Genomic DNA, 19,537 nt, shown 5'->3' with positions numbered 1-19,537 from the left:
TCGGAAGCATGTTCTTCGGTTTTGACGGCTTTTATCCTAATTCATAAGGAAGGTGTGCAAATATTATGACTGAACCAGCCCTGATATTGAAAAATGTTTCTAAAACCATCAATCATACTCCGATTGTACAGTCAATTTCTTTCGATGTGAGAAAAGGTGAGATTTTCGGCCTTCTCGGACCGAACGGCTCGGGAAAAACCACTATTTTCAGAATGATCGTACAGCTTATTAAAAAAACGGAAGGAACCATTTCGTTCAGGGGCAGACCGGACAGCGACTTTGAATATTTTATGAATCATATCGGGGTTATCATCGAAGGCCCAGACATGTATCCGAATATGACCGCTTTGCAAAACCTGAAATATTTCACCAGACTGCGGAGCACCTCGATGAAAACGGATGACCTCATGAATATCCTTGCAAAAGTCGGATTAGAGCAGGCTGCCCGTAAAAAAGTGAAACATTTCTCATTAGGTATGAAACAGCGCTTGGGGCTCGCTTATTCTCTTCTTCACAATCCCGGGTTATTAATTCTGGATGAACCGATGAATGGCCTCGATCCTAAAGGAATGAGAGAATTGCGCACCATTCTTTCTGATTTAGCGAAGCAAGGGGTTTCTATTTTATTATCAAGCCATTTATTATCTGAAATGGAGGAAATTTGCGACAGAGTTGCCTATATCAAAAAGGGACGGATTTTAGGAATTGAAGACATGAAGAAAAGAAATGACCCTGCCCAGAAAAAGCTGTTTACCATCACGGTCAATCACTCTGAAAGGGCGAAAGAAATTTTGGAACAGGAAGGTATTCTTCAAGTACAGCAAAAAGACAGCCGCATTATTGAATTGGAAGCGGAAGAAGATACCATCCCGTATGTCATTAAATCTTTGGCAGAGAAAGAGATTCTGATTTCCCGCGTTTCTGCAAGAACTTTGTCATTGGAAGAAAAATACATGATGATTACAGATCAGGAGGACGCGGTATGAGCATATTTCATCTGGCGCAGAACGAATTCATAAAAATAACCCGAAAAAAAAGCACGCTTTTATCTCTTTTTTTCCTGTTTCTCATCGTTTTGCTGGCAGGCCTTATTATGAATCATGAGTTAGATGCTTCCTCGGATAACAATTGGAAGGAACGGCTTCTCGCCGAAAAAAAACAGGAAGAAATTGATAAACCGGCTGAAACGACAGGCGTTTATTATTCTGCTGATGTTAAGAATAAAGACTATTACTTGGAGCATAACATCAACCCCTATGAATGGAACGGCTGGAGGTTTTTCGGCACGGTTACTTCAAACGGGCTTGAGATTTTCGTAAGCTTAACCGCGATTTTAACCGTCTGCGGGGTTGTTTCTAAAGAGTTTGCCCTTGGGACGATTAAGTTTATCGCCACAAGCCCGAACCGAAGATGGCGGATTTTAGCATCAAAATTTCTCGCGTCCCTTCTGTTTACCGGTATGGTTTATTTGTTTTACTGTGTGAGCTGTTTGCTGATCGGCGGCGTGTTATTCGGTTTTTCCAATGCTTCATATCCGCTCGTCTATACTCATTTAAATGACAGTCTGTATACCATCAGTTCCATAAAAGCATCAGGGATCATTCTTCTTTTGCGTTTCATTTCAATTATAAGTATTGTCACCATCGCGTTCACTTTGTCAGTATTGTTCAAAAGCCAAGCTCTCTCCCTTTGCTTATCCGTTTTACTGCTGTTTGCCGGCAGTATATTGGGCGGAACAGATTTGCTTGCCCAATTTACGTGGTATAAATTCACACTATTTCCGCATTTAAATCTCGTTGCTTATGTAAATAAAAACGCGGGTGATGCAATTTCAACGTTAAACATTCCCTATTCCGTGACGGTTATAGCGATCTACTTTCTTATTTGTTTATTGATTTCTTTTTCCGTCTTTCAAAGGAGAGACATTACAGCATAGACAGAGAGGCGGCGGCATAATGAGCGGACGGCAGAAAATACTGACGGTCCAGCAATTTGCCGCTGACCTTCCCTTGATCCATCGCTAATGGATTCAAATAACCGAAGCTCCCGCTGCTTCGCTGCTGAAAGCGTAGAAATTCCCGCCCTTCCTGTATAAAAAGAGCCTCATCGAATCGAAGAAATTTCATAATGGCTGTGTATTTCGCAACGGCATCAATGTGATACTTTCTGCACTCGGCTAACATTAAACCTGAGAAAGCAAAGTCCGATGTTTTGTACCATTTTGTGAGAAAAGGCTGTAATTCTTTCATTTGCAAATAAGAGACGGCATAAAGGGCATCCGCCTGTTCTTCCTGCATGCCGCCCGGTGCCGTGAGCAAATCGGCCTCCCGTTTCATTGCGGTTTCTAAGAAAATGATCAGCTCTTCCAGGGTCACTGCCCCAAAATAAGCAGCTAACACCATGAGGATCATAGAGGCGGGCTCTGATTTCAGTTCCTCTTGTAAACCGCGGACCATTTGTTCAAATCCGTTATGAAAAAAAATGCTTTTTGCGGCATCCATCCTGCGGTAAACATGATACGCATACGCGAACAGGACGGGGTGGCATTCATGCGTTTTTTCTCCGAAATAACGGTCTAGGAATAGAATAACTTCTTCTGTATCCTTTCTGCTTTCAAAATGATGACATGCCGCTAAACCGCAAAACAGGTGCATAAGGTCATCAGCTTCCATCTCTTCCGGCTGCAGCTGAAGGTTCTTCCAAAAACCCAGCAGCCATTCTTCTGTTTTTTTTATATTAAAATGTCCCTTTACTATCTGCATGTTCCACACTCCAGATTCAGAATCTCAATCGCCGGCAGAAGAGCCGGAGCACAATGAATGGATGGATTCTCGTTATTTATGTAATGAAGGGCTGCTTGACAGCCATAAAAAAAAGGATCGATACACGATTGGATCAATAACATAGTGCAAAGCTGTTTCATTTTTCGGCTGCTGAGACAAAACACAAGCCATTTTTGAATGGAAGCCTTCAAGCCGGGATGAAGCTGATGCTCCCCCTTATTCAAATGAAGAAGACAGTACTCAATAAACTCAAGCTCGTTTTCAGCTGTTCGTTTCCATGCGTCGCGGAGCAAAGGCTGAAACATCGAATTTTTGTAAAAACGGACTTTTTCCTGATCAAATGGCATTTCCAGTTCGTTCAGCAAACCGACTAATTCGGCGTATTTAAAATAAGGCCATTCTTTTTTTGTAAGATATCCGTTTTGCAATCCATGACGTATGATCTGATCATCCGCTTGCAATCCCTGCTTCTTTTTATAAGTTTTTGATGTTAAATAGATATGAATCAATTCATTGACTATGGCCGTATTGCAGTGAAACAGATCCTCCCAGCATGACTTATCAACGAAGGCTGCCGCAATCCTTTCAATATGTTCTTTTAGAACGGAAGAATGGCTCGTCTTCCTGTAGTATTTGCAGAAGCCGGCAAACAGCTGAATGCTCTTCATATCCGGAAGCGATTGTTCAGCAAAAGATAATAAAAATTGATCTGTCTCTTCAGCTAATCTGTTCAAGTTAATCGTTCCTTTCTGCTCTAAGACAAGCATGCGCGGCACCCGCGGCGACAAGTGTTGTATGGTAGCAGTGTTTAAACACATCTTCTCTTTGCTGTTCACCTTTCAAACCGGGTTTATGTTGATAGGTGATGCTCGGGATATTCCCTTCTTTCATTCGGCCCTGAAATATTTTATTCCAGGCTGCCTCATAGAGCGGTTTATGATTTTCTTTTTCCATGTCGATATGTAAAAAAGAGCTGCACATCAATAATTCACTGGTAATATCTAAATTCTCAAGACATATATAAATCCCGAGAAATTTCAGGACCTTTTCTTTTAAGGAGGGCAGATGATACTCTTTATCTGTAAGCGAAGAACATCCCATATCTGTTATATAAAAAATCGTATGAGTGATACTGTACGCATCATGGTCAGTCATATATGTATTTGGGATATTTTGACCGGCTGCCGTGTAGCAGTATAAATCAGAAAAATCCGGCATTTCTAAATTTACGCCTGCTCTTTGCAGACTGTACTTCAGATCCATTTTTCGAAAGGGAATTTTAGCAAGGCTTTCATCAAAACGAGACGCCGTGAATTTTTCCAGCTCCCATATCACTGAAGCCCGTGTCGGGTGATCAGTTAAGACAAGAAATTCACCTGCAATAGCCAATCCGGCAAGGCCGTCCGGATCAAAATGAATAAATTCTTCAAGCTGATCATTACGGAGCCTTTCTGTAATAAACTCCGTTAAAACAGCAACTTCCTTATCATCTGCCTGATTTCTAATCAGGTAATTGGTAAGAAAAATAAGCTCTATAAATGTTTTAAGCCGCCATCTGAAATCGTTCGCTACTTTATGATTCATATCAAAATAATGGATATTCTCAACAATCCATGACAGTGCTCCCCGCTTAATTTCTCTTATATACTCTTGTGTCAAACTCTCACCGCCTTTTCTAAGATGCGTAGGTTCCAAACGGTTGAATCTAATTCTGAACGGCTAAATCATTGAAATTCAAATTCGGGTTTTGATTGTCTTCTTGGCTCGGTACTACAAGCACCCAGCCGCTCCAAGCAAAGCTATTGCCTGATTGCTCAGCATCTCCGGCTAACAAATGTGTCGGGATCGTGATTCTTTTTTCCTCTTTTATTTTTTTAAAATTCATATCTCCATCTCCTCTAGTTTATAGAATTATTTGGAACCTACAACAATATATTAATCAAATAAGGGATAAATTGTAAACTAGTTTTAGAATAACGATTCTTTTTTCACTATAACTAATTAGTATATAATTACTAAAAATAAAAAAGCCCGGACCTAGTCCAAGCTTTCCTGCGTACCGAACACCTTCTCATTCCGATCCAGCATTCGGGTCAGATTTTTTTCAAATGCCATTTCTTCTTCCGGCGATAATCCGGCTGCATACAGGCGGCCGCTGCGTTCTTTCAGTTCGGTTAAAAGCGACAGCATTAAGTCCTGCACGGTAATGTCCGTTTGCAGCAATTCGCTTAAGGAAGCCATCGTTTCAGGCCGGATGTCGGGGTACACGCCTTTTGTGTCATTGCTTTTGTCTTTTAAAGCGGCTTGATAGAAACGTCTGATCAGATCGGCGCGTTCGCTTCCGCTTTTATCAGCGCAGAGGTAAATCTGAACTGCGGTTCCGCCCCGCAGGCGCCTTTGTGAGATTCCCGCGAATTTCCGCCCGCCGATGCTGAGATCATAGCTGCCCGGACAATACGATCCTTTAATTTCATAGGCTTCAATTTCAGCATTGTACGAACGCAGCATCCGCCGCACCAGCTCCGTCATCGCCTCGTAGCCTCTGTCGATGTCGATGCCTTTTTTCTCGTCTTCAAAAATAAGCGAGATATTCAATACGCCTTCATCAAGAACGACCGCGAGGCCTCCTGAATTGCGGACAATTACACGATAGCCTTCGTCCTCCAGCAATTTCACGCCGTCCTCTAAAAACGGCAGGCGTGTGTCCTGAATGCCGAGCACGATCGTCCGGTGGTGCACCCAAGAGCGTGCTGTCGCAGGCGATTCCCCTTTGCCTACGGAGGCGCACAGCGTATCATCCATTGCGAATGACTGCTTCGCATCAAAATAAGGACCGAGGCTGGATTGGTCAATGATTCTCCAGCTCGGCTGCATCAATAAATCAATCGGTTGCTTTCCCATCTATATTAAATCCCTTTCGTCATAGGCTTTCCATGCATTTATTATATCATTCCGCTTAAGATGATTGAAATTGACTTTTCAAAAGAGCGATGAAGATTTCTTTGTTTTTTGTGTTCTCCATAATGGAAGATTGAATGATAGACAGTTTCCGCTTTAAGGAAAATCCTTTGATCTGAAGCACGGAAATGCTGCCGTGGAGCAGATCCTTTTGCAGTACGCTTTTTGACAGAACGGAAAGACCCATTCCACTGATCACAGCTTCCTTGACGCCCTGGTTGCTGCTGATCGTCATCATGGATTTCGGCCGCAGTCCGTTTGAATGCAGGACATGGTCCAAATATTCCCTCGTCCCCGAACCCTTCTCCCTCGTCACCCACGCTTGATTTTGCAAGTCGGTGACCGGGATGTTTTTTCTGCCGGCGAGCGGGTGCCCGTTCGGAGCAGCAATGCATAATTCATCCTCCATGAACGGCTGAATGTCGAGCTCGTTTTTCCCCGTATGTCCTTCTATTAATCCGATATCGGCTTGAAGCATCCGAACTGCTTCGCTGACCTCCTCCGTGTTCCCGATCATGACGTCAAGGTTCAGTTCGGGATACTCGTCATGAAGCTTTGCAAGAAGCGGCGGCAGAATATATTCGCCGATGGTAAAGCTCGCGGCGATTTTGAGCTTCCCTTTGACATAATGATGATGGGCGTAAATTTCGGTTTTCGCCTGCTCGTACAAGAAGACCATTTGCTTGGCGCGCTGATAGAGAATGTCCCCCGTCGGCGTAGTCGTAAAGTGCTTCGGGGAGCGGTTCAGCAAGGCGGTTTGGAATTCTTTCTCCAGATTTTTAATGTGAAGGCTGACGCTCGGCTGAGAAATCATCAGCTTCTGCGCCGCTTTTGTAAAGTTTTTTTCTTCGACGACGGCAATGAATGTTTTCAATTCCCCATAATACAAAAAGCATCGCCCCTTATCATTATTTTTTCTAATCGTTTAGATCATATAAATATATTTTACTAATGATTAAGACCGCAGTAAAGTGGAGTTATCAACCTAATGGGAAGTGACTGAGATGAAGATGGTAAAGGGTGTTTCAGTTACCGCAGGAATTGCGTTTGCGGCTTTCTATGCCAGCCGCCTGCCGTTTTTAAATTTGCTCGGAATGCTTGTCCTCGCGATGCTGATCGGAATGGTCTGGCGCGCCGTTTTCGGACAGCAGGCGGCATTGGAGCCGGGGATTGGATTCTCAAGCAAATACTTGCTGAAAGCCGGCATTATCCTGCTTGGCATGAGACTGAACTTGACGGATATCTATCATGCCGGCTGGCACGTATTTGCAATTGCCGTCTGCTGTATGATGGTTGCGGGTGCGGTCGTATACGGACTGTCCCGGCTGTTCCGCATTGATCAGACACTCAGCATGTTAACAGCCTGCGGCACAGCGATCTGCGGGGCGGCTGCCATTGCCGCGATCGCGCCGCAGATCAGGTCAAACGAAAATGCGACAGCCATCAGTGCAGCCGCCGTTTCGTTATTAGGAACCGTTTTTACTGTTGTATATTCTCTTTCTTATCATGTATTGGGCTTTTCTCCTGCTGCTTACGGCGCCTTTTGCGGGGCAACGCTTCATGAGGTGGCGCATGCGGCGGCGGCCGGAAGCGCCGGAGGAAAAGCAGCCGTCGAGATGGCGGTGATCGTCAAGCTGACGCGGGTCGCGCTGCTCGTCCCGGCCGCATTCATGCTTGGAATGCGGGCGCGCCGCGGCGGGAGATCAGAGACAGCCTCTGCTGCTTCACTGCCGATCCCTTGGTTTATCTTTGGATTTCTCGGAATGAGCGCCATCCACACATCAGGCATCATTTCCGCCGCGCATTCCGCGTTTCTTGTTCAAGTGTCCTATGTTTTAATCGGCATGGCAATGGCGGGTCTCGGTTTGAACGTTCATATATCGGCGTTTCGTCATAATGGCTGGCGGGCGCTCGCGGCTGGCTTGATCGGCTCTCTCTGTTTATCGCTGTTCGGCTGGGCCGCAGTGGCTTTCTTTCTATAAAAAAAGCCGGCCTTCTTAAAAGGCCGGCTTTTTTCGGATTACAGCGCTTGAGCAGCCGTAATTAACGCAAGATTGTAGACGTCTTCCGCATTACATCCTCTGGAAAGATCGTTTACAGGCATATTTAATCCTTGCAGAATCGGTCCGACCGCTTCAAAGCCGCCTAAACGCTGAGCGATTTTGTAGCCGATGTTTCCTGCTTCAAGGCTTGGGAATACAAATACATTCGCGTCTCCTTTAATGTCGGAGTCCGGCGCTTTCTTCTCCGCAACAGACGGCACAAATGCAGCGTCAAATTGGAATTCGCCGTCAAGCGTAAGCTCAGGCGCTTTTTCCTTCGCGATTTTCACCGCTTCTGCCACTTTTTCCGTCTCATCAGATTTTGCCGATCCTTTTGTAGAGAAGCTGAGCATGGCAACACGCGGGTCAATGTCAAACATTTGAGCCGTATTGGCGCTTTCAATGGCGATTTCGGCAAGGTCCTGGCTGTCAGGGGCAATGTTGATCGCGCAATCAGCGAACACATATTGCTCGTCACCGCGGGCCATGATGAAGACGCCTGATGTTTTTTTCACGCCTTCTTTTGTTTTGATGATTTGCAGTGCAGGGCGCACCGTATCAGCAGTAGAATGTGCAGCTCCGCTGACAAGTCCGTCCGCGAGACCTTTGTACACAAGCATCGTGCCGAAATAGTTTTCGTCTAACAAAGCTTTGCGGGCCTGTTCTTCCGTCGCTTTGCCTTTACGGCGTTCTACGAAAGCCTGAACGAGTTCTTCCATGCCTTCATATGTATGCGGGTCAAAAATGTCAACGCCGTCAAGTGTAAGATTTAATTCTTTCGCTTTTGCTTGAATGTCTTCTTTATTGCCGACTACGATCGGCTTTAATACCTTGTTGCCCGCCAAATTGTTGACCGCAACCAGGATACGTTCGTCCAACCCCTCAGGAAATACGATTTTCACATCTTTTCCTGCTACTTTTTCTTGTACTTTTGTAAATAAATCTGCCACGATATACCCTCCTCTATGTTGACAAAAAACGCTTACTTTTACAGCATACTCTTCTTCCAGCTAAATTCAAATAACCAACTTCTATTATAGCGCTTTCAATAAGAAATCTTATTTTTCTAACTAATTTAACTGACGGGTAGTTTACGGCTTAGTTTCTGATACAAGGGGTGGGATTATTCAAGGTTTCTCCACAGCCGAAACGGTTAAACTGTGATATAGTGAAGGCATCAATGAAAAGATATAGGAGTGAAGATACATGAGTGAGCAGCAAAAAACGAACGAGGCCGCACAAACGCTTGACGGCTGGTATGCGCTTCACGATTTCCGCACAATGGACTGGACGTCATGGAAGCAGTTATCCAGCGATGAGCGCCTGTCGATTATACACGAATTTACGGGACTGCTTGAAAAATGGGGCGTCGCCCAAAAAGAAGGCAAAGGCTCGCAAACCATCTACAGCATCGTCGGACAGAAAGCTGATTTTATGCTGATGATTCTTCGCCCGACAATGGAAGAGCTGAACGAAATCGAGCTTGAATTTAATAAATCAAAGCTTGCTGAATTTACAATCCCGGCTTATTCTTACGTGTCCGTGGTTGAGCTGAGCAACTATCTGGCAAGCGGAGAAGGCGATCCGTATGAAAATCCGCATGTCCGCGCCCGCCTGTATCCTGAGCTGCCGGAAGCGAAATATGTCTGCTTCTACCCGATGGATAAGAGAAGAAGCGGAAATGACAACTGGTACATGCTTTCTATGGATGAACGCAGAAACCTGATGAGAAGCCACGGCTTAATCGGACGGAGCTATGCAGGCAAAGTCAAACAGATTATCACGGGATCTGTCGGTTTTGACGATTATGAATGGGGCGTCACGCTTTTCAGTGATGATGTGCTTCAGTTCAAAAAGCTTGTGTATGAAATGCGTTTTGACGAGGTCAGCGCGCGCTACGGCGAATTCGGCTCATTCTTTGTCGGAAACCGATTGTCTCTCGACACGCTTCCGAAGTTTTTGCACGTGTAATAAGTTGTTAAAGCCTGATTTTAAAAATCAGGCTTTTTCATAAAAAAGAAAAACATTGACAAAATATTGGAATTGACGTAAAGTATACTTAACGTCAAATAAACTTTACACTCCAGGCAATTGTTGCATCGAAATGAGGTGAAATATGAGTGAAAAATCGGTTAAAAGAAATGAGACAAAGACATTCTTATTCACAAGAAACTTTAGCCTTGAAATTAAAAGTGTCCAGACAAACGATCATTTCAATTGAGAATGGGAAATATAATCCCTCGCTGCCTTTAGCTTTGAAAATAGCAAAGATTTTCAGAGAAAGTGTAGAGAATATATTTTTGTTAGAGGAGGAATAGAAATGAAGAGAAACTTTTTTTTAATATCATTTGTTTTTTTTATTATCGTCTCAGGAGCTTTCATCATACTATCAATCTTTACACAAACAAAACTACCCTCAATCACTTTTTCTACGTTAACTCTTTCAATTATAAGCTATGTTCTTTGGGCTATCTCCCCATCCTTACCATTAAAAAGAGATGAACGAGGAAAGTTTATTATACAAAAGAGCTTAGCTTGTACTTTTATGCTGACCTTAATTTATCTTTTCATCTTCTTGACAATTTATTATTTTAATTTAATCAACTTAGACAAAGAGCAGATTTTACTCTTATTTTCCTCGTTAGTTATAAGTACAGCATTTATATCAATACTCATTCTAAATAAGAAATATTAACAATAAATACAGTAAATTAAATTAATTCTTTTTTGAAAGCTTTTACTATAATTCCAACTCGAGTTCGTACATTTAACTTTTTGCGTATTTTTGCTATATGATATTCAATAGCTCTTTGAGAATAACCTAATTGTTCAGCTATTTCTATATTTGATTTTTCTTTAGCTATTAGTTCAATGATTTCACTCTCTGTTTTCGTTATATTGTTCATCTTTGAAAACTCCTTTAAAACAAAATCTTTGGAAACATGCTACCATACCTTGGCTCCTTATATTTATAATATAAAAACGAATTACTGAGCCCAATATTTACTTGATTTTTATAAAAAATTAGCAGGGCAATCCCCTGCTAATTTTACAAATTCAGAATTTACTTTTACATCGTCCATAACAAACTCCTATTACAGAACCAGTGGCCACATCAGCGGCCAGGAGACAAGCATAGCAGCCAGCACCAGCAGTGCTAGCACAAGCAACACCACATAATGTGGCTAATGCAGCAATTGCCCACGAAGCAACTCCTTGTCCTGACAAACAAGAATTAAAACAGTTCCACCATTGCTTAAATCCTTGAGAAGACATGCTGTTTGTTAAATCAACTTTTTCACCATTGTCTTTAATAACATAACCTGATTCAACTTCTCCAGATTTATTAATTTCAGCATTATAAATGAGTTTTTTATTTTTAATCACCTTTGAAGCAACTTTCCCTGATTTCTCTTTTACACCAAATAAAGAGTAGTCTTCTATAATCTTACCATTTTCATTTAGTATAACGATAAAATTGCTATCTTTTTCGACGTTTTCTCCTTTTAAAGGATAATAAGCATAATAAAGCGTTTTAGTTCCATAATTCTCAACTTTCATCATATGTCTTTTGCTGTTATCAAACTCTATATTTTTGTTATATTTCCTCATCAATGCCAGTTTTTCATCTTTTTTTCCCCAATCTTTAATCCAGTCATCAATTTTTAATGTTTCAGATTTGGATGCTCTACTTAATTTTTCATCTCCTGGCTCATAATCCGCTGATGCAAAATTAGGTAATATACACGAAATTGCCAATAAAATTGATAAAGTCAACAATAGGTAGTGCTTTGAATCCCAAATTTTTTTAATCATACGATCTCTCCCTTTCCTTTTTTTGTAATAATAATATAAAAAACTTGCGGTTAACCGAAAATATTTATATATTCAATATTTCCTTAAGATTAAGTACAAAGAACTTGGAATCAAAAACAAAACCTCTCTGAAAATCGTTAAATAACCAATTGTTTCTGCATTTCCATTACCAAAACAACCACAACCATACGGAAAATATCTACCGAAATTAGCCATTAGAAGAATGAGAAATATCGTGATTAACAGTTTATAAAATATAACAAAAAAATATCGAAATCTTTTCACCCAGATCAAAAACGCAATCATTATTTCAATGATAGGGACTGCAAATCCTACTATTAGATACATTGATTCGGGTATGTATTGATAATATTGTAGCGAAAATATAAAACTATATACATCAAATAATTTCATAAAACCAGAATATAGCATTATTATTGATATGATTGCTATGGATACGTGCTCAACTTTCCGAATTAAAAAAGTTTTTATATCTATTCTTAGTCTGTTCTCCTTCAATTCTATTTGTTTCCCTTCCATTTTTATAAACGACTAATGTCGGTGTTTGATTTATCTTATAACTTTCCCAAGATTTTTGATCACCTTCGATATTTAATATAAGGAATTTTCCGTTTATTTTCTCTCCCATCGGAATAAGATATGGTGAAACTCTTTTACAATGAAGACAATTTACTTGATAATAGTATACAAATACACGATTTTGATTTTTTATTGCATTTCTCACTTCATTTGTAGTAGCCTGCCCAGCATATAAATTATCTTTTTTTTGATAGATATTTGATGCAACTGCTATCAATGAACAAAATATTATGAAGACTGATATTATAATAATTATTCGCTCCTTTTTTTTCATTAAAACTAACCTCCTTTTTAATTCTTCATTCTCTTCACTGGTTTATTTTTTGAATATTTTATATATTAAAGCAAGGACTTTTTCAGAAAAAGGGTATTTTTAACTATTTTTCATTTAATTTAAAAAATGACACCATACTGATTATTGAAATTTTAGTTTCAACTATGGTTAAATTCGCTTATTATTTTAAAATAACAGCATTATTCTAAATCTTGTTCATTTATTAAAACTGCAATCCCCTTAATATAATTTATCGATATATTCTGTTCTAAACTCCTCAATACGTGTAACACCCACCCGCCTGTCCGGCGGGTTTTTTTATTTGTCAGAATTTAAATAAGATTTGCTGTTTTTATTATTTTTTTTACGATGTTAAGGAGATTCCATTTTGTAAAGGGGTGCAGACAGTTGTCAAAACGAACTGCATTTATTATGGGCGCCAGTCAGGGGATCGGCAAAGCGATTGCTTTGAAACTGGCGGACAATGGCTTTCATACCGTCATTAATTCACGGGTTCCCAAAAATATTGAATCGGTAAAAGAGGAGATCCTCGCTAAGCATCCGGACGCGGGCGTCACCGTTCTGGCCGGGGATATGTCGGATCAGAAGACGAGAACCGGCATTTTTGAGGACATCAGATCAAAATGCGGACGGCTTGATGTATTGATCAACAACATTCCCGGCGGTGCGCCGGATACCTTTGAAAACTGTGATATAGAGAATATGACCAATACTTTTACGAATAAAACAATCGCCTATATCGACTCTATGAAAACGGCCGCAGCGATCATGAAGCAGCACGAATCCGGCAGAATCATTAATATCGTCGGAAACCTATGGAAAGAACCCGGCGCCGACATGTTCACCAACAGCATGATGAACGCCGCTTTAATTAATGCCAGCAAAAATATCGCCACTCAGCTTGCGCCTTTTCACATCACTGTCAACTGTCTGAATCCCGGATTTATCGCCACGGATCGTTATCAAAAATTTGTGCAGAACATGATGAAGAAAAACGGAATTTCCGAAGCGGAAGCGGAAGCACGGATTGCCTCGGACGTTCCGATGAAGCGTGTCGGAACCGCCGAAGAAACCGCGGCGCTGGCTGCCTTTCTCGCCTCGGAAGAAGCTTCTTATATTACGGGACAGCAAGTGTCGGCCGACGGCGGAAGCATGAAAAGCATATAAAAAAACATCCCGCTGTCAGCGGGGTGTTTTTTATAAACTTTATTTACCGATACAATGATTGGTCGGCCTTATGCTCATAACTGCCATATCTTCTGTAAGCAAAAACGCTGAGGACAAAGCCGATGAGGGTGACGGCCGCACAGATAAACCCGACAGCTGCATATCCGTATCCGACATAGACCGGACCCATGACAGCCGAGCCCAAGGTCACGGCCAAATTGGACGCCAGACTGTAAAATGCCATGATTTTGCCGCGGCGGCTATGTGAGCAATCGCTTAAAATGGTGCTGAGCAAGGTCACCGTCAGGCTTTGCATCAAGCCCCAGATGAATAACCCGATGACCAAAATCGGCATTGATGACGGCGCATAGGCGAGGCAGGCAAGCCATATGCTGATCACGGCCAATGCCGCGATCAAAGAGCGCATTTTCCCCGCCTTGTCTGCGATTTTCCCCGTGAACACGCTCATGGAAAAACCGATTCCGTACACCATGATCAGCAGCCCGGAAGCTGTATTTCCCCCCGGCAGCACGCGGTGAAGATATGTGCCGAGAAAGGAATACATGCCGTAAAAACCGATCATGTTGCAGAAGGTGATCGTGAGGTATACAGGGACGCGGGGCACCTTCAGCGCATCCCTGAAGGTGCCTGCCTGCCGTACGCTTTCCTCTTCTGTTTTGTTCCCGTCTGCCGTGCTGCGGCGCGCCTCAATGAAAATGAGCGAAGCAACGAGAACAGACATCAGGGCGAAAATCCAAAATGTCCACCGCCAATTCAAAACACCGCCGATAAAAGAACCGATGGGGACGCCGAAAATCAAAGCGAGCGACCAGCTTGAAACGATCAGTCCCATCACCTTGCCGCGGTACGCATAAGGCACACGGTCGCCGACGACTGCATATGCTGTCGGAACAAACGCCCCCGCCGCAAGTCCGGAAAGCGCTCTGCCCAGAAAGAAGAAAAAGAGATTGTGCGCCAGCGCGCAGATCACCGTGCCGGCCGTAAATATAAGCAGCCCTGCCATCAAGCTGAGTTCCCGGGAATATTTATCTCCCAGAGGAACCAGAAGCGGCGCGCCGATAAAAATCATCACTCCGTAAATACTGATGGAAAGCGCCAGCACACTGACATCCGAGCTGAAAGCCCGTGCTAAATCCGGAAGCAGCGGGGAAATCACCAGCTCTTCAGAACCCGCGGCAAATACGCCTAATGTCAAAGCAAGCGCGAGACAGAGCGGAAATCGGCGTTTCATTTCGATGTGATCGATTTGTTTGCTGTTCATGCTCTTTGAACACTTCCTCCGTAAAACTTTTTAACATTTGTTATTTCATAGTTTAGCATCCTTATTTTCCATTTTACATTTCATTCGAAAAAAAATTCTGTTTTTTTATTTGCATTCAGATTTTAAATAATCCATTTATTTTATATTCGATAAATGATATAAAATATACCTTCCGGTTATGCTATAGTGATAGAATCATTCGTTAAGGTGGGTCATGAAATGAATAATGCTGGTTCAAAGGCCGCCCGCGCAAGCTTCGGCATGGTATTGATTCTCGGGACGCTCGCTTCATTCGGGCCGCTTTCGCTCGATATGTATCTGCCCGCTTTGCCTGAAGTGGCGGCCGATCTCCATACGACAGCGTCCCTTGCGCAGCTGAGCCTGACGTTTTGTCTTTTGGGGCTGGCGGTCGGCCAGATCGTTGTCGGACCGCTCAGTGATATGATCGGGCGCCGGAAACCGCTGATTCTGTCATTGCTGCTTTATACGCTGGCATCTTTATTATGCGCCTTCAGCCCTTCTGTTTCGTTTTTAATTGTCATGAGGTTTATTCAAGGATTCACAGGAGCGGCCGGCATTGTCATCGCACGGGCTTCCGCGCGCGATATGTATTCCGGAAAAGAATTGACGGCTTTTTTCTCATTGCTGATGCTCGTCAATGGGGCGGCGCCGATTTTAGCGCCGATTACAGGGGGATTTATCCTTCAGTTTGCCGGCTGGAAAATCGTATTTATCGTGCTGGCGGTGATCGGCTGTATTATTTTTGCAGCCGTGCTTACGGCATTGCCTGAATCACTCCCGCCGGAAAGGCGGACAAACGGCGGACTCAGGGAGACGCTGATGACGTTTCGCGGCCTGCTCGATGACAGGATGTTTATGGGATTTGCGCTCAGCCAGGCATTTGTGATGACCGGCATGTTCGCATATATTGCCGGGTCGCCGTTTGTGCTGCAAAACATCTACGGCGTATCGGCGCAAATGTTCAGCCTGCTGTTTGCCGTAAACGGCGCGGGAATCATATGCGCCACCCAAATGACGGGACGGATGGCCAAAACACATGATGAACGGAAGCTGTTTGTCTCCGGATTGGTCATTGCCGTCATCGGGAGCATCGCTTTGCTTTTATCGCTTGCTTTCGGTTTGAGTCTGACGGCGGTCTGCATTTCTTTATTTATTATTGTTTCTTCTGTCGGGATCGTCACGACGACAGGGTTTTCTTTGGCTATGCAGAAACAGGAGAAAGGCGCGGGAAGCGCAGCGGCTCTTCTCGGACTCCTGCCCTTTATTGGCGGTGCGCTTGCCGCTCCCCTGGTCGGTATTGCCGGAGAAGAAAACGCCTGGCCGATGGCTGTCAGCATTTTCGGTTTTCAGCTCTTTGCCGTTCTTTCCTACGTGCTGTCGGCAAAACGAAAAACAAAGTAAAGCCCGCCGCTTTTTACGGAGGGCTTTTTTTCTTATCCTGCTGCGCCTTTTTCCGAAGAAGCCGGCTCACGTTTCAGGCGTTTTTTGATACCGAAGTGGTAATACGCGTAACAGATGATCATCAGCGGGATGCCGCAGTACAGGCCGATACGCTGGTCCGGAATAAAGATGAGACTGATTAAGATAAGACCGTAAACTGAAAATCCGAGAATCGGCACGATCGGATAAAGAGGCGTTTTAAATGCCAGGTCTTTCAGATTTCCTCCTTCAGCCAGAAAGCGTCTCCGGAAAACGAATTGTGAAGCGCAGATTGACATCCACGCGACGACGGTAATCATACCCGAGATGGAAATGAGCCACACATACACCGTTTCAGCCGCGACTACACTTGTCAGCAGGGATAAACCTGAGATGGCGATGGTGATGGACAGTGCTTTCAGAGGCACGCCTTTTTTCGTCAGTTTTGTTAAGGAAGCGGGGCCCATTTTACTTTTTGATAGAGACCACATCATTCTGGACGAAGCGTACAGCCCGGAGTTCGCCACCGACAGCATGGCGGTCAGAATGACAAAGTTCATGATGTCAGCCGCGTACGGAACACCGATTTTATCCAGCACAGCCACAAACGGGCTTTCGATGACCCCTGCCGTTTGGTACGGCAAAATGGACACGAGAACAAACATCGCCAGCACGAAGAAAAACAGCGTGCGCCATATGACGTTTCGGATTGAGCGGGGAAGCGTCTTTTCCGGATTTTCGCTTTCTCCCGAGGCGATTCCGACCAGTTCGGTTCCTTGGAATGAAAAATTCACCATGACAAGCGTAAACAGCACGGCCTGAGCCCCGTTCGGGAAAAGCCCTTTGTCCGTCGTAAAGTTTGACAGATACGGCGCTGTCTGCCCGCCGTTAAAACCGACAAAGCCGAATACGGCAGCGCAGCCGAGAATAATAAATAATACAATAGCCATAACCTTGACGCTGGAAAACCAAAATTCCATTTCCGCAAAACTTCGTGCCGACAGCGCATTAATGGAGAAAATGACGACACCGAATACAAGGCACCACACCCAAATCGGAACGGCCGGAAACCACCGCTGCATTAAAATCCCCGCCGACGTCAGCTCAAGCCCCACTGTATTGGCCCAGCTGAATGCGTACATCCACCCGATCGTAAAACCAGTAGACGGCCCGAGAAACTTTGCCGCATACGCCTGAAATGATCCTGCGACCGGCATGGCGACTGCAAGCTCCCCCAAACAAAGCATCACCAGATACATTAAAAATCCGCCGATCACATAAGCCAATATCGCGCCGATTGGTCCCGCTTCACTAATCGTAAAACCGGAGCCCAGAAACAGCCCCGTCCCGATCACGCCGCCGAGTGCGATCATAAACAAATGCCGGCCCTTCATCGTACGCTGCAATTCATTTTGATTGGTATCTCCCTGCATATACATCCCCCTTATTCCGTTATGTCAGCCGTTTGTGCGTATGTCTAATCGATAGCTGTGCAAAAGGTGCAGCGTCGTCTGCTGAATGAGTTTCGGCAGAACATGGAATGTGTACGGTTTATACACCCGTTCCGTCCATTTATGGCCATCCTTGCCGTATACCCCCATATTGACTGACGGAATATTTAATTCCCTTATTTCTTTAAAAGGAATCGTCCCGATGACATCCCAACCCGGAAAATTATCGGTAAAGGCGGCGACCTCCGCGTCTGTTTCATGCAGCGATAAAAAGCTTCCGTCCGCTAAATAAGGGAAAAACTTTTTAAAGATGAATGTTTCCCCCGTTGACGCCGCTGTTTTATCAACGGCTTCTTGAATGACATGCTGCAAAAGCCGGTCCCGCGTGCTCTCTTTCTTCAGATAATTGTGCGGAAGGTAAGGCGGCGCATAAAAAATAATAACCTTGGCGCCCTGCTCAGGATCCAGTTTTTGCAGTTCCTCGACGGCTTTAAAGCATCTCATCCGCAGTTCAAGATGTTCATATGTTTTAAATGCCTGCTCTATACACTGCGCAGGGTCGATGCCGCGGCTTCTCAGCCTTTTCAAGTAATCTTCCAGACTGTACACTTGAACGTTCCATGTGATGTCTTTTTTCGGGAGGCTCGTTCTCTCACAGTATTCGTCATAATAATCAGATAATTTTTGTTCTGTCTCTTTACAGGCTTCCTCAGCCACGGCAGTCAGCTGATCCATGACTTCTTTGGCGGTTTTTTCGTAAATAAAGTAATTAAAATAGACATGGCTGCTGACGGCGGTCTGCACGTTATACGCTTCCTTGTTGTCACGCTGGTAGAGGCAGGTCGGCGGCAGCACAAGCTCCCCTTCAATGTTTTCCGCCATATGAATATTGTTGTGGATTCTTCTGGTGATTTCTGAGGCGATCAAATTCGGATCGATGCCGGACAGCGTATCACCGACATGCACCTCCCGCCCGTAAATCGCAAAGCAAGGCAAAAGCTTCCCTGCCGCGCCCGTATAGATGTACCTTGTCGTGTCACCTTCATACAGCGGGGTGATGAAGTCGTTATTAATCGCTGCTAAATATCGAAGCTGCTTTTCTTGTTTCAGCCGTTTTAATTCAGAAATGCTCGTTAAAATGCCGGAGTGCTGGCTTTCTTCATCCGGGTTTGCCATGAACAGAATATGGCCCGGCAGCTGATCGCACCGTTCAGAAAAGTGAAGCAGATTGGTGAGATGAACGGCAATACCGCTCTGCATATCAACAGAACCCCTTCCGAACATCCACTCGCCTGAGCGGGCGTCCCGCTGCACGTCCCGATCAAATTCATAGCTTGAGAAATATTCCGCGAGACGATCGGAATCAAAAGCGATCTCTTTTAAAGGGCCGAAGTCTTCTATGCCGACCGTATCAAGATGAGCGTGATAAATGACCATATTCAGGCTGTCACCGTTTCCTTCAATAAACGCGAAGATATTCTTGCGGCCGTAAGGGTCCTCAGGAATCGCCTGCTCCCACACATGTGACGGGTTTTCCTGAAAGTAGGGAAAGCTCTTGATCATATCTTTGATATAGTCGGCTTTTTTTCCTTCTCCCAATGTGCCGTTGATGCTGTTTAACGCCACCAGTGATTTCGTAATGGCTTCTATTTTCTCCTCCGGAAGCATCTTGCTGAGCTGCTGATACATGTTCCATCCCCCTT

At 44.0% G+C, this 19,537-nt stretch carries 21 protein-coding genes; 7 read left to right on the top strand and 14 right to left on the bottom strand.

Translation table 11 applies throughout. The annotated features are described in order from the left end of the window. Nucleotides 1-65: 65 nt before the first annotated feature. Together Y79_RS0110175 and Y79_RS0110170 are read left to right on the top strand one after the other, a co-directional pair. Nucleotides 66-986 carry an ATP-binding cassette domain-containing protein gene (locus tag Y79_RS0110175; RefSeq protein WP_016937580.1) on the top strand — a complete coding sequence of 307 codons (921 nt, stop codon included), beginning with the start codon at nucleotides 66-68 and terminating at the stop codon, nucleotides 984-986. After that, entirely contained in the window at nucleotides 983-1,936 is a 954-nt protein-coding gene (locus Y79_RS0110170; protein WP_016937579.1) for an ABC transporter permease, read from the top strand. Before Y79_RS0110175 ends, Y79_RS0110170 begins: the two co-directional genes overlap by 4 nt. On the opposite strand, the gene Y79_RS0110165 is transcribed toward Y79_RS0110170, so the two are convergent. From Y79_RS0110165 to Y79_RS0110140, 6 genes are all read right to left on the bottom strand, one after another. Then, entirely contained in the window at nucleotides 1,926-2,762 is an 837-nt protein-coding gene (locus Y79_RS0110165) for a hypothetical protein (RefSeq protein WP_016937578.1), read from the bottom strand. The two genes, Y79_RS0110170 and Y79_RS0110165, sit on opposite strands and share 11 nt — an antisense overlap. Then, complete coding sequence (locus Y79_RS0110160) at nucleotides 2,753-3,550, bottom strand: hypothetical protein (RefSeq protein ID WP_016937577.1); 798 nt, start codon at nucleotides 3,548-3,550, stop codon at nucleotides 2,753-2,755. Before Y79_RS0110160 ends, Y79_RS0110165 begins: the two co-directional genes overlap by 10 nt. Continuing rightward, a complete protein-coding gene (locus tag Y79_RS0110155; protein WP_016937576.1) occupies nucleotides 3,519-4,442 on the bottom strand; it encodes a DUF6895 family protein in 924 nt (307 codons plus the stop codon). The genes Y79_RS0110160 and Y79_RS0110155 overlap by 32 nt, the downstream gene beginning before the upstream one ends. Before the next feature lie 46 nt (nucleotides 4,443-4,488). After that, nucleotides 4,489-4,668: a hypothetical protein gene (locus Y79_RS0110150; RefSeq protein ID WP_016937575.1), complete on the bottom strand. Its 180-nt coding sequence runs from the start codon at nucleotides 4,666-4,668 to the stop codon at nucleotides 4,489-4,491. 152 nt (nucleotides 4,669-4,820) lie between these two features. Then, complete coding sequence (gene lipL, locus Y79_RS0110145; RefSeq protein WP_016937574.1) at nucleotides 4,821-5,684, bottom strand: octanoyl-[GcvH]:protein N-octanoyltransferase; 864 nt, start codon at nucleotides 5,682-5,684, stop codon at nucleotides 4,821-4,823. A gap of 55 nt (nucleotides 5,685-5,739) precedes the next feature. Then, nucleotides 5,740-6,630, bottom strand: a complete 891-nt coding sequence (locus Y79_RS0110140; protein ID WP_016937573.1) for a LysR family transcriptional regulator — start codon at nucleotides 6,628-6,630, stop codon at nucleotides 5,740-5,742. 115 nt (nucleotides 6,631-6,745) lie between these two features. Here Y79_RS0110140 and Y79_RS0110135 point away from each other — a divergent pair, with 115 nt between their 5' ends. Then, a complete protein-coding gene (locus Y79_RS0110135; RefSeq protein WP_016937572.1) occupies nucleotides 6,746-7,723 on the top strand; it encodes a YeiH family protein in 978 nt (325 codons plus the stop codon). 38 nt (nucleotides 7,724-7,761) lie between these two features. On the opposite strand, the gene pta is transcribed toward Y79_RS0110135, so the two are convergent. Continuing rightward, the gene (gene pta / locus Y79_RS0110130) at nucleotides 7,762-8,733 is read right to left on the bottom strand and encodes a phosphate acetyltransferase (protein WP_016937571.1); all 972 of its coding nucleotides are present in this window, start codon (nucleotides 8,731-8,733) and stop codon (nucleotides 7,762-7,764) included. Nucleotides 8,734-8,989: 256 nt separating this feature from the next. Between pta and hemQ the strand changes: the two genes are divergently transcribed. Together hemQ and Y79_RS0110120 are read left to right on the top strand one after the other, a co-directional pair. Beyond that, a complete protein-coding gene (gene hemQ, locus Y79_RS0110125; protein WP_016937570.1) occupies nucleotides 8,990-9,754 on the top strand; it encodes a hydrogen peroxide-dependent heme synthase in 765 nt (254 codons plus the stop codon). Between the two features lie 149 nt (nucleotides 9,755-9,903). Further along, the gene (locus tag Y79_RS0110120) at nucleotides 9,904-10,101 is read left to right on the top strand and encodes a helix-turn-helix transcriptional regulator (protein ID WP_016937569.1); all 198 of its coding nucleotides are present in this window, start codon (nucleotides 9,904-9,906) and stop codon (nucleotides 10,099-10,101) included. A 393-nt stretch (nucleotides 10,102-10,494) separates the two neighbouring features. Here Y79_RS0110120 and Y79_RS0110110 read toward each other — a convergent pair whose 3' ends face one another. From Y79_RS0110110 to Y79_RS0110100, 4 genes are all read right to left on the bottom strand, one after another. Further along, nucleotides 10,495-10,689 carry a response regulator transcription factor gene (locus Y79_RS0110110; RefSeq protein WP_016937567.1) on the bottom strand — a complete coding sequence of 65 codons (195 nt, stop codon included), beginning with the start codon at nucleotides 10,687-10,689 and terminating at the stop codon, nucleotides 10,495-10,497. A gap of 151 nt (nucleotides 10,690-10,840) precedes the next feature. Then, nucleotides 10,841-11,599, bottom strand: coding sequence for a hypothetical protein (locus Y79_RS0110105; RefSeq protein WP_016937566.1), 759 nt, complete (start codon nucleotides 11,597-11,599; stop codon nucleotides 10,841-10,843). 72 nt (nucleotides 11,600-11,671) lie between these two features. Beyond that, nucleotides 11,672-12,139 carry a MauE/DoxX family redox-associated membrane protein gene (locus Y79_RS1000000121970; protein ID WP_081484457.1) on the bottom strand — a complete coding sequence of 156 codons (468 nt, stop codon included), beginning with the start codon at nucleotides 12,137-12,139 and terminating at the stop codon, nucleotides 11,672-11,674. After that, complete coding sequence (locus Y79_RS0110100) at nucleotides 12,063-12,473, bottom strand: thioredoxin family protein (protein ID WP_016937565.1); 411 nt, start codon at nucleotides 12,471-12,473, stop codon at nucleotides 12,063-12,065. The genes Y79_RS1000000121970 and Y79_RS0110100 overlap by 77 nt, the downstream gene beginning before the upstream one ends. A gap of 408 nt (nucleotides 12,474-12,881) precedes the next feature. On the opposite strand from Y79_RS0110100, the gene bacG reads away from it, so the two are divergent. Further along, nucleotides 12,882-13,661: an NADPH-dependent reductase BacG gene (gene bacG, locus Y79_RS0110095; protein WP_016937564.1), complete on the top strand. Its 780-nt coding sequence runs from the start codon at nucleotides 12,882-12,884 to the stop codon at nucleotides 13,659-13,661. A gap of 43 nt (nucleotides 13,662-13,704) precedes the next feature. Here bacG and Y79_RS0110090 read toward each other — a convergent pair whose 3' ends face one another. Beyond that, nucleotides 13,705-14,943: an MFS transporter gene (locus Y79_RS0110090; protein ID WP_016937563.1), complete on the bottom strand. Its 1,239-nt coding sequence runs from the start codon at nucleotides 14,941-14,943 to the stop codon at nucleotides 13,705-13,707. Nucleotides 14,944-15,162: 219 nt separating this feature from the next. Here Y79_RS0110090 and Y79_RS0110085 point away from each other — a divergent pair, with 219 nt between their 5' ends. Then, the gene (locus Y79_RS0110085; protein ID WP_016937562.1) at nucleotides 15,163-16,365 is read left to right on the top strand and encodes a multidrug effflux MFS transporter; all 1,203 of its coding nucleotides are present in this window, start codon (nucleotides 15,163-15,165) and stop codon (nucleotides 16,363-16,365) included. A 32-nt stretch (nucleotides 16,366-16,397) separates the two neighbouring features. On the opposite strand, the gene Y79_RS0110080 is transcribed toward Y79_RS0110085, so the two are convergent. Together Y79_RS0110080 and Y79_RS0110075 are read right to left on the bottom strand one after the other, a co-directional pair. Next, a complete protein-coding gene (locus tag Y79_RS0110080) occupies nucleotides 16,398-17,816 on the bottom strand; it encodes an amino acid permease (protein ID WP_016937561.1) in 1,419 nt (472 codons plus the stop codon). 24 nt (nucleotides 17,817-17,840) lie between these two features. Beyond that, complete coding sequence (locus Y79_RS0110075; RefSeq protein ID WP_016937560.1) at nucleotides 17,841-19,523, bottom strand: M20 family metallopeptidase; 1,683 nt, start codon at nucleotides 19,521-19,523, stop codon at nucleotides 17,841-17,843. Between the last annotated feature and the right edge of the window lie 14 nt (nucleotides 19,524-19,537).

This window comes from Bacillus siamensis KCTC 13613, assembly GCF_000262045.1.
Classification (GTDB): domain Bacteria; phylum Bacillota; class Bacilli; order Bacillales; family Bacillaceae; genus Bacillus; species Bacillus siamensis.
This window is presented reverse-complemented; position numbering and strand designations above follow the sequence as displayed.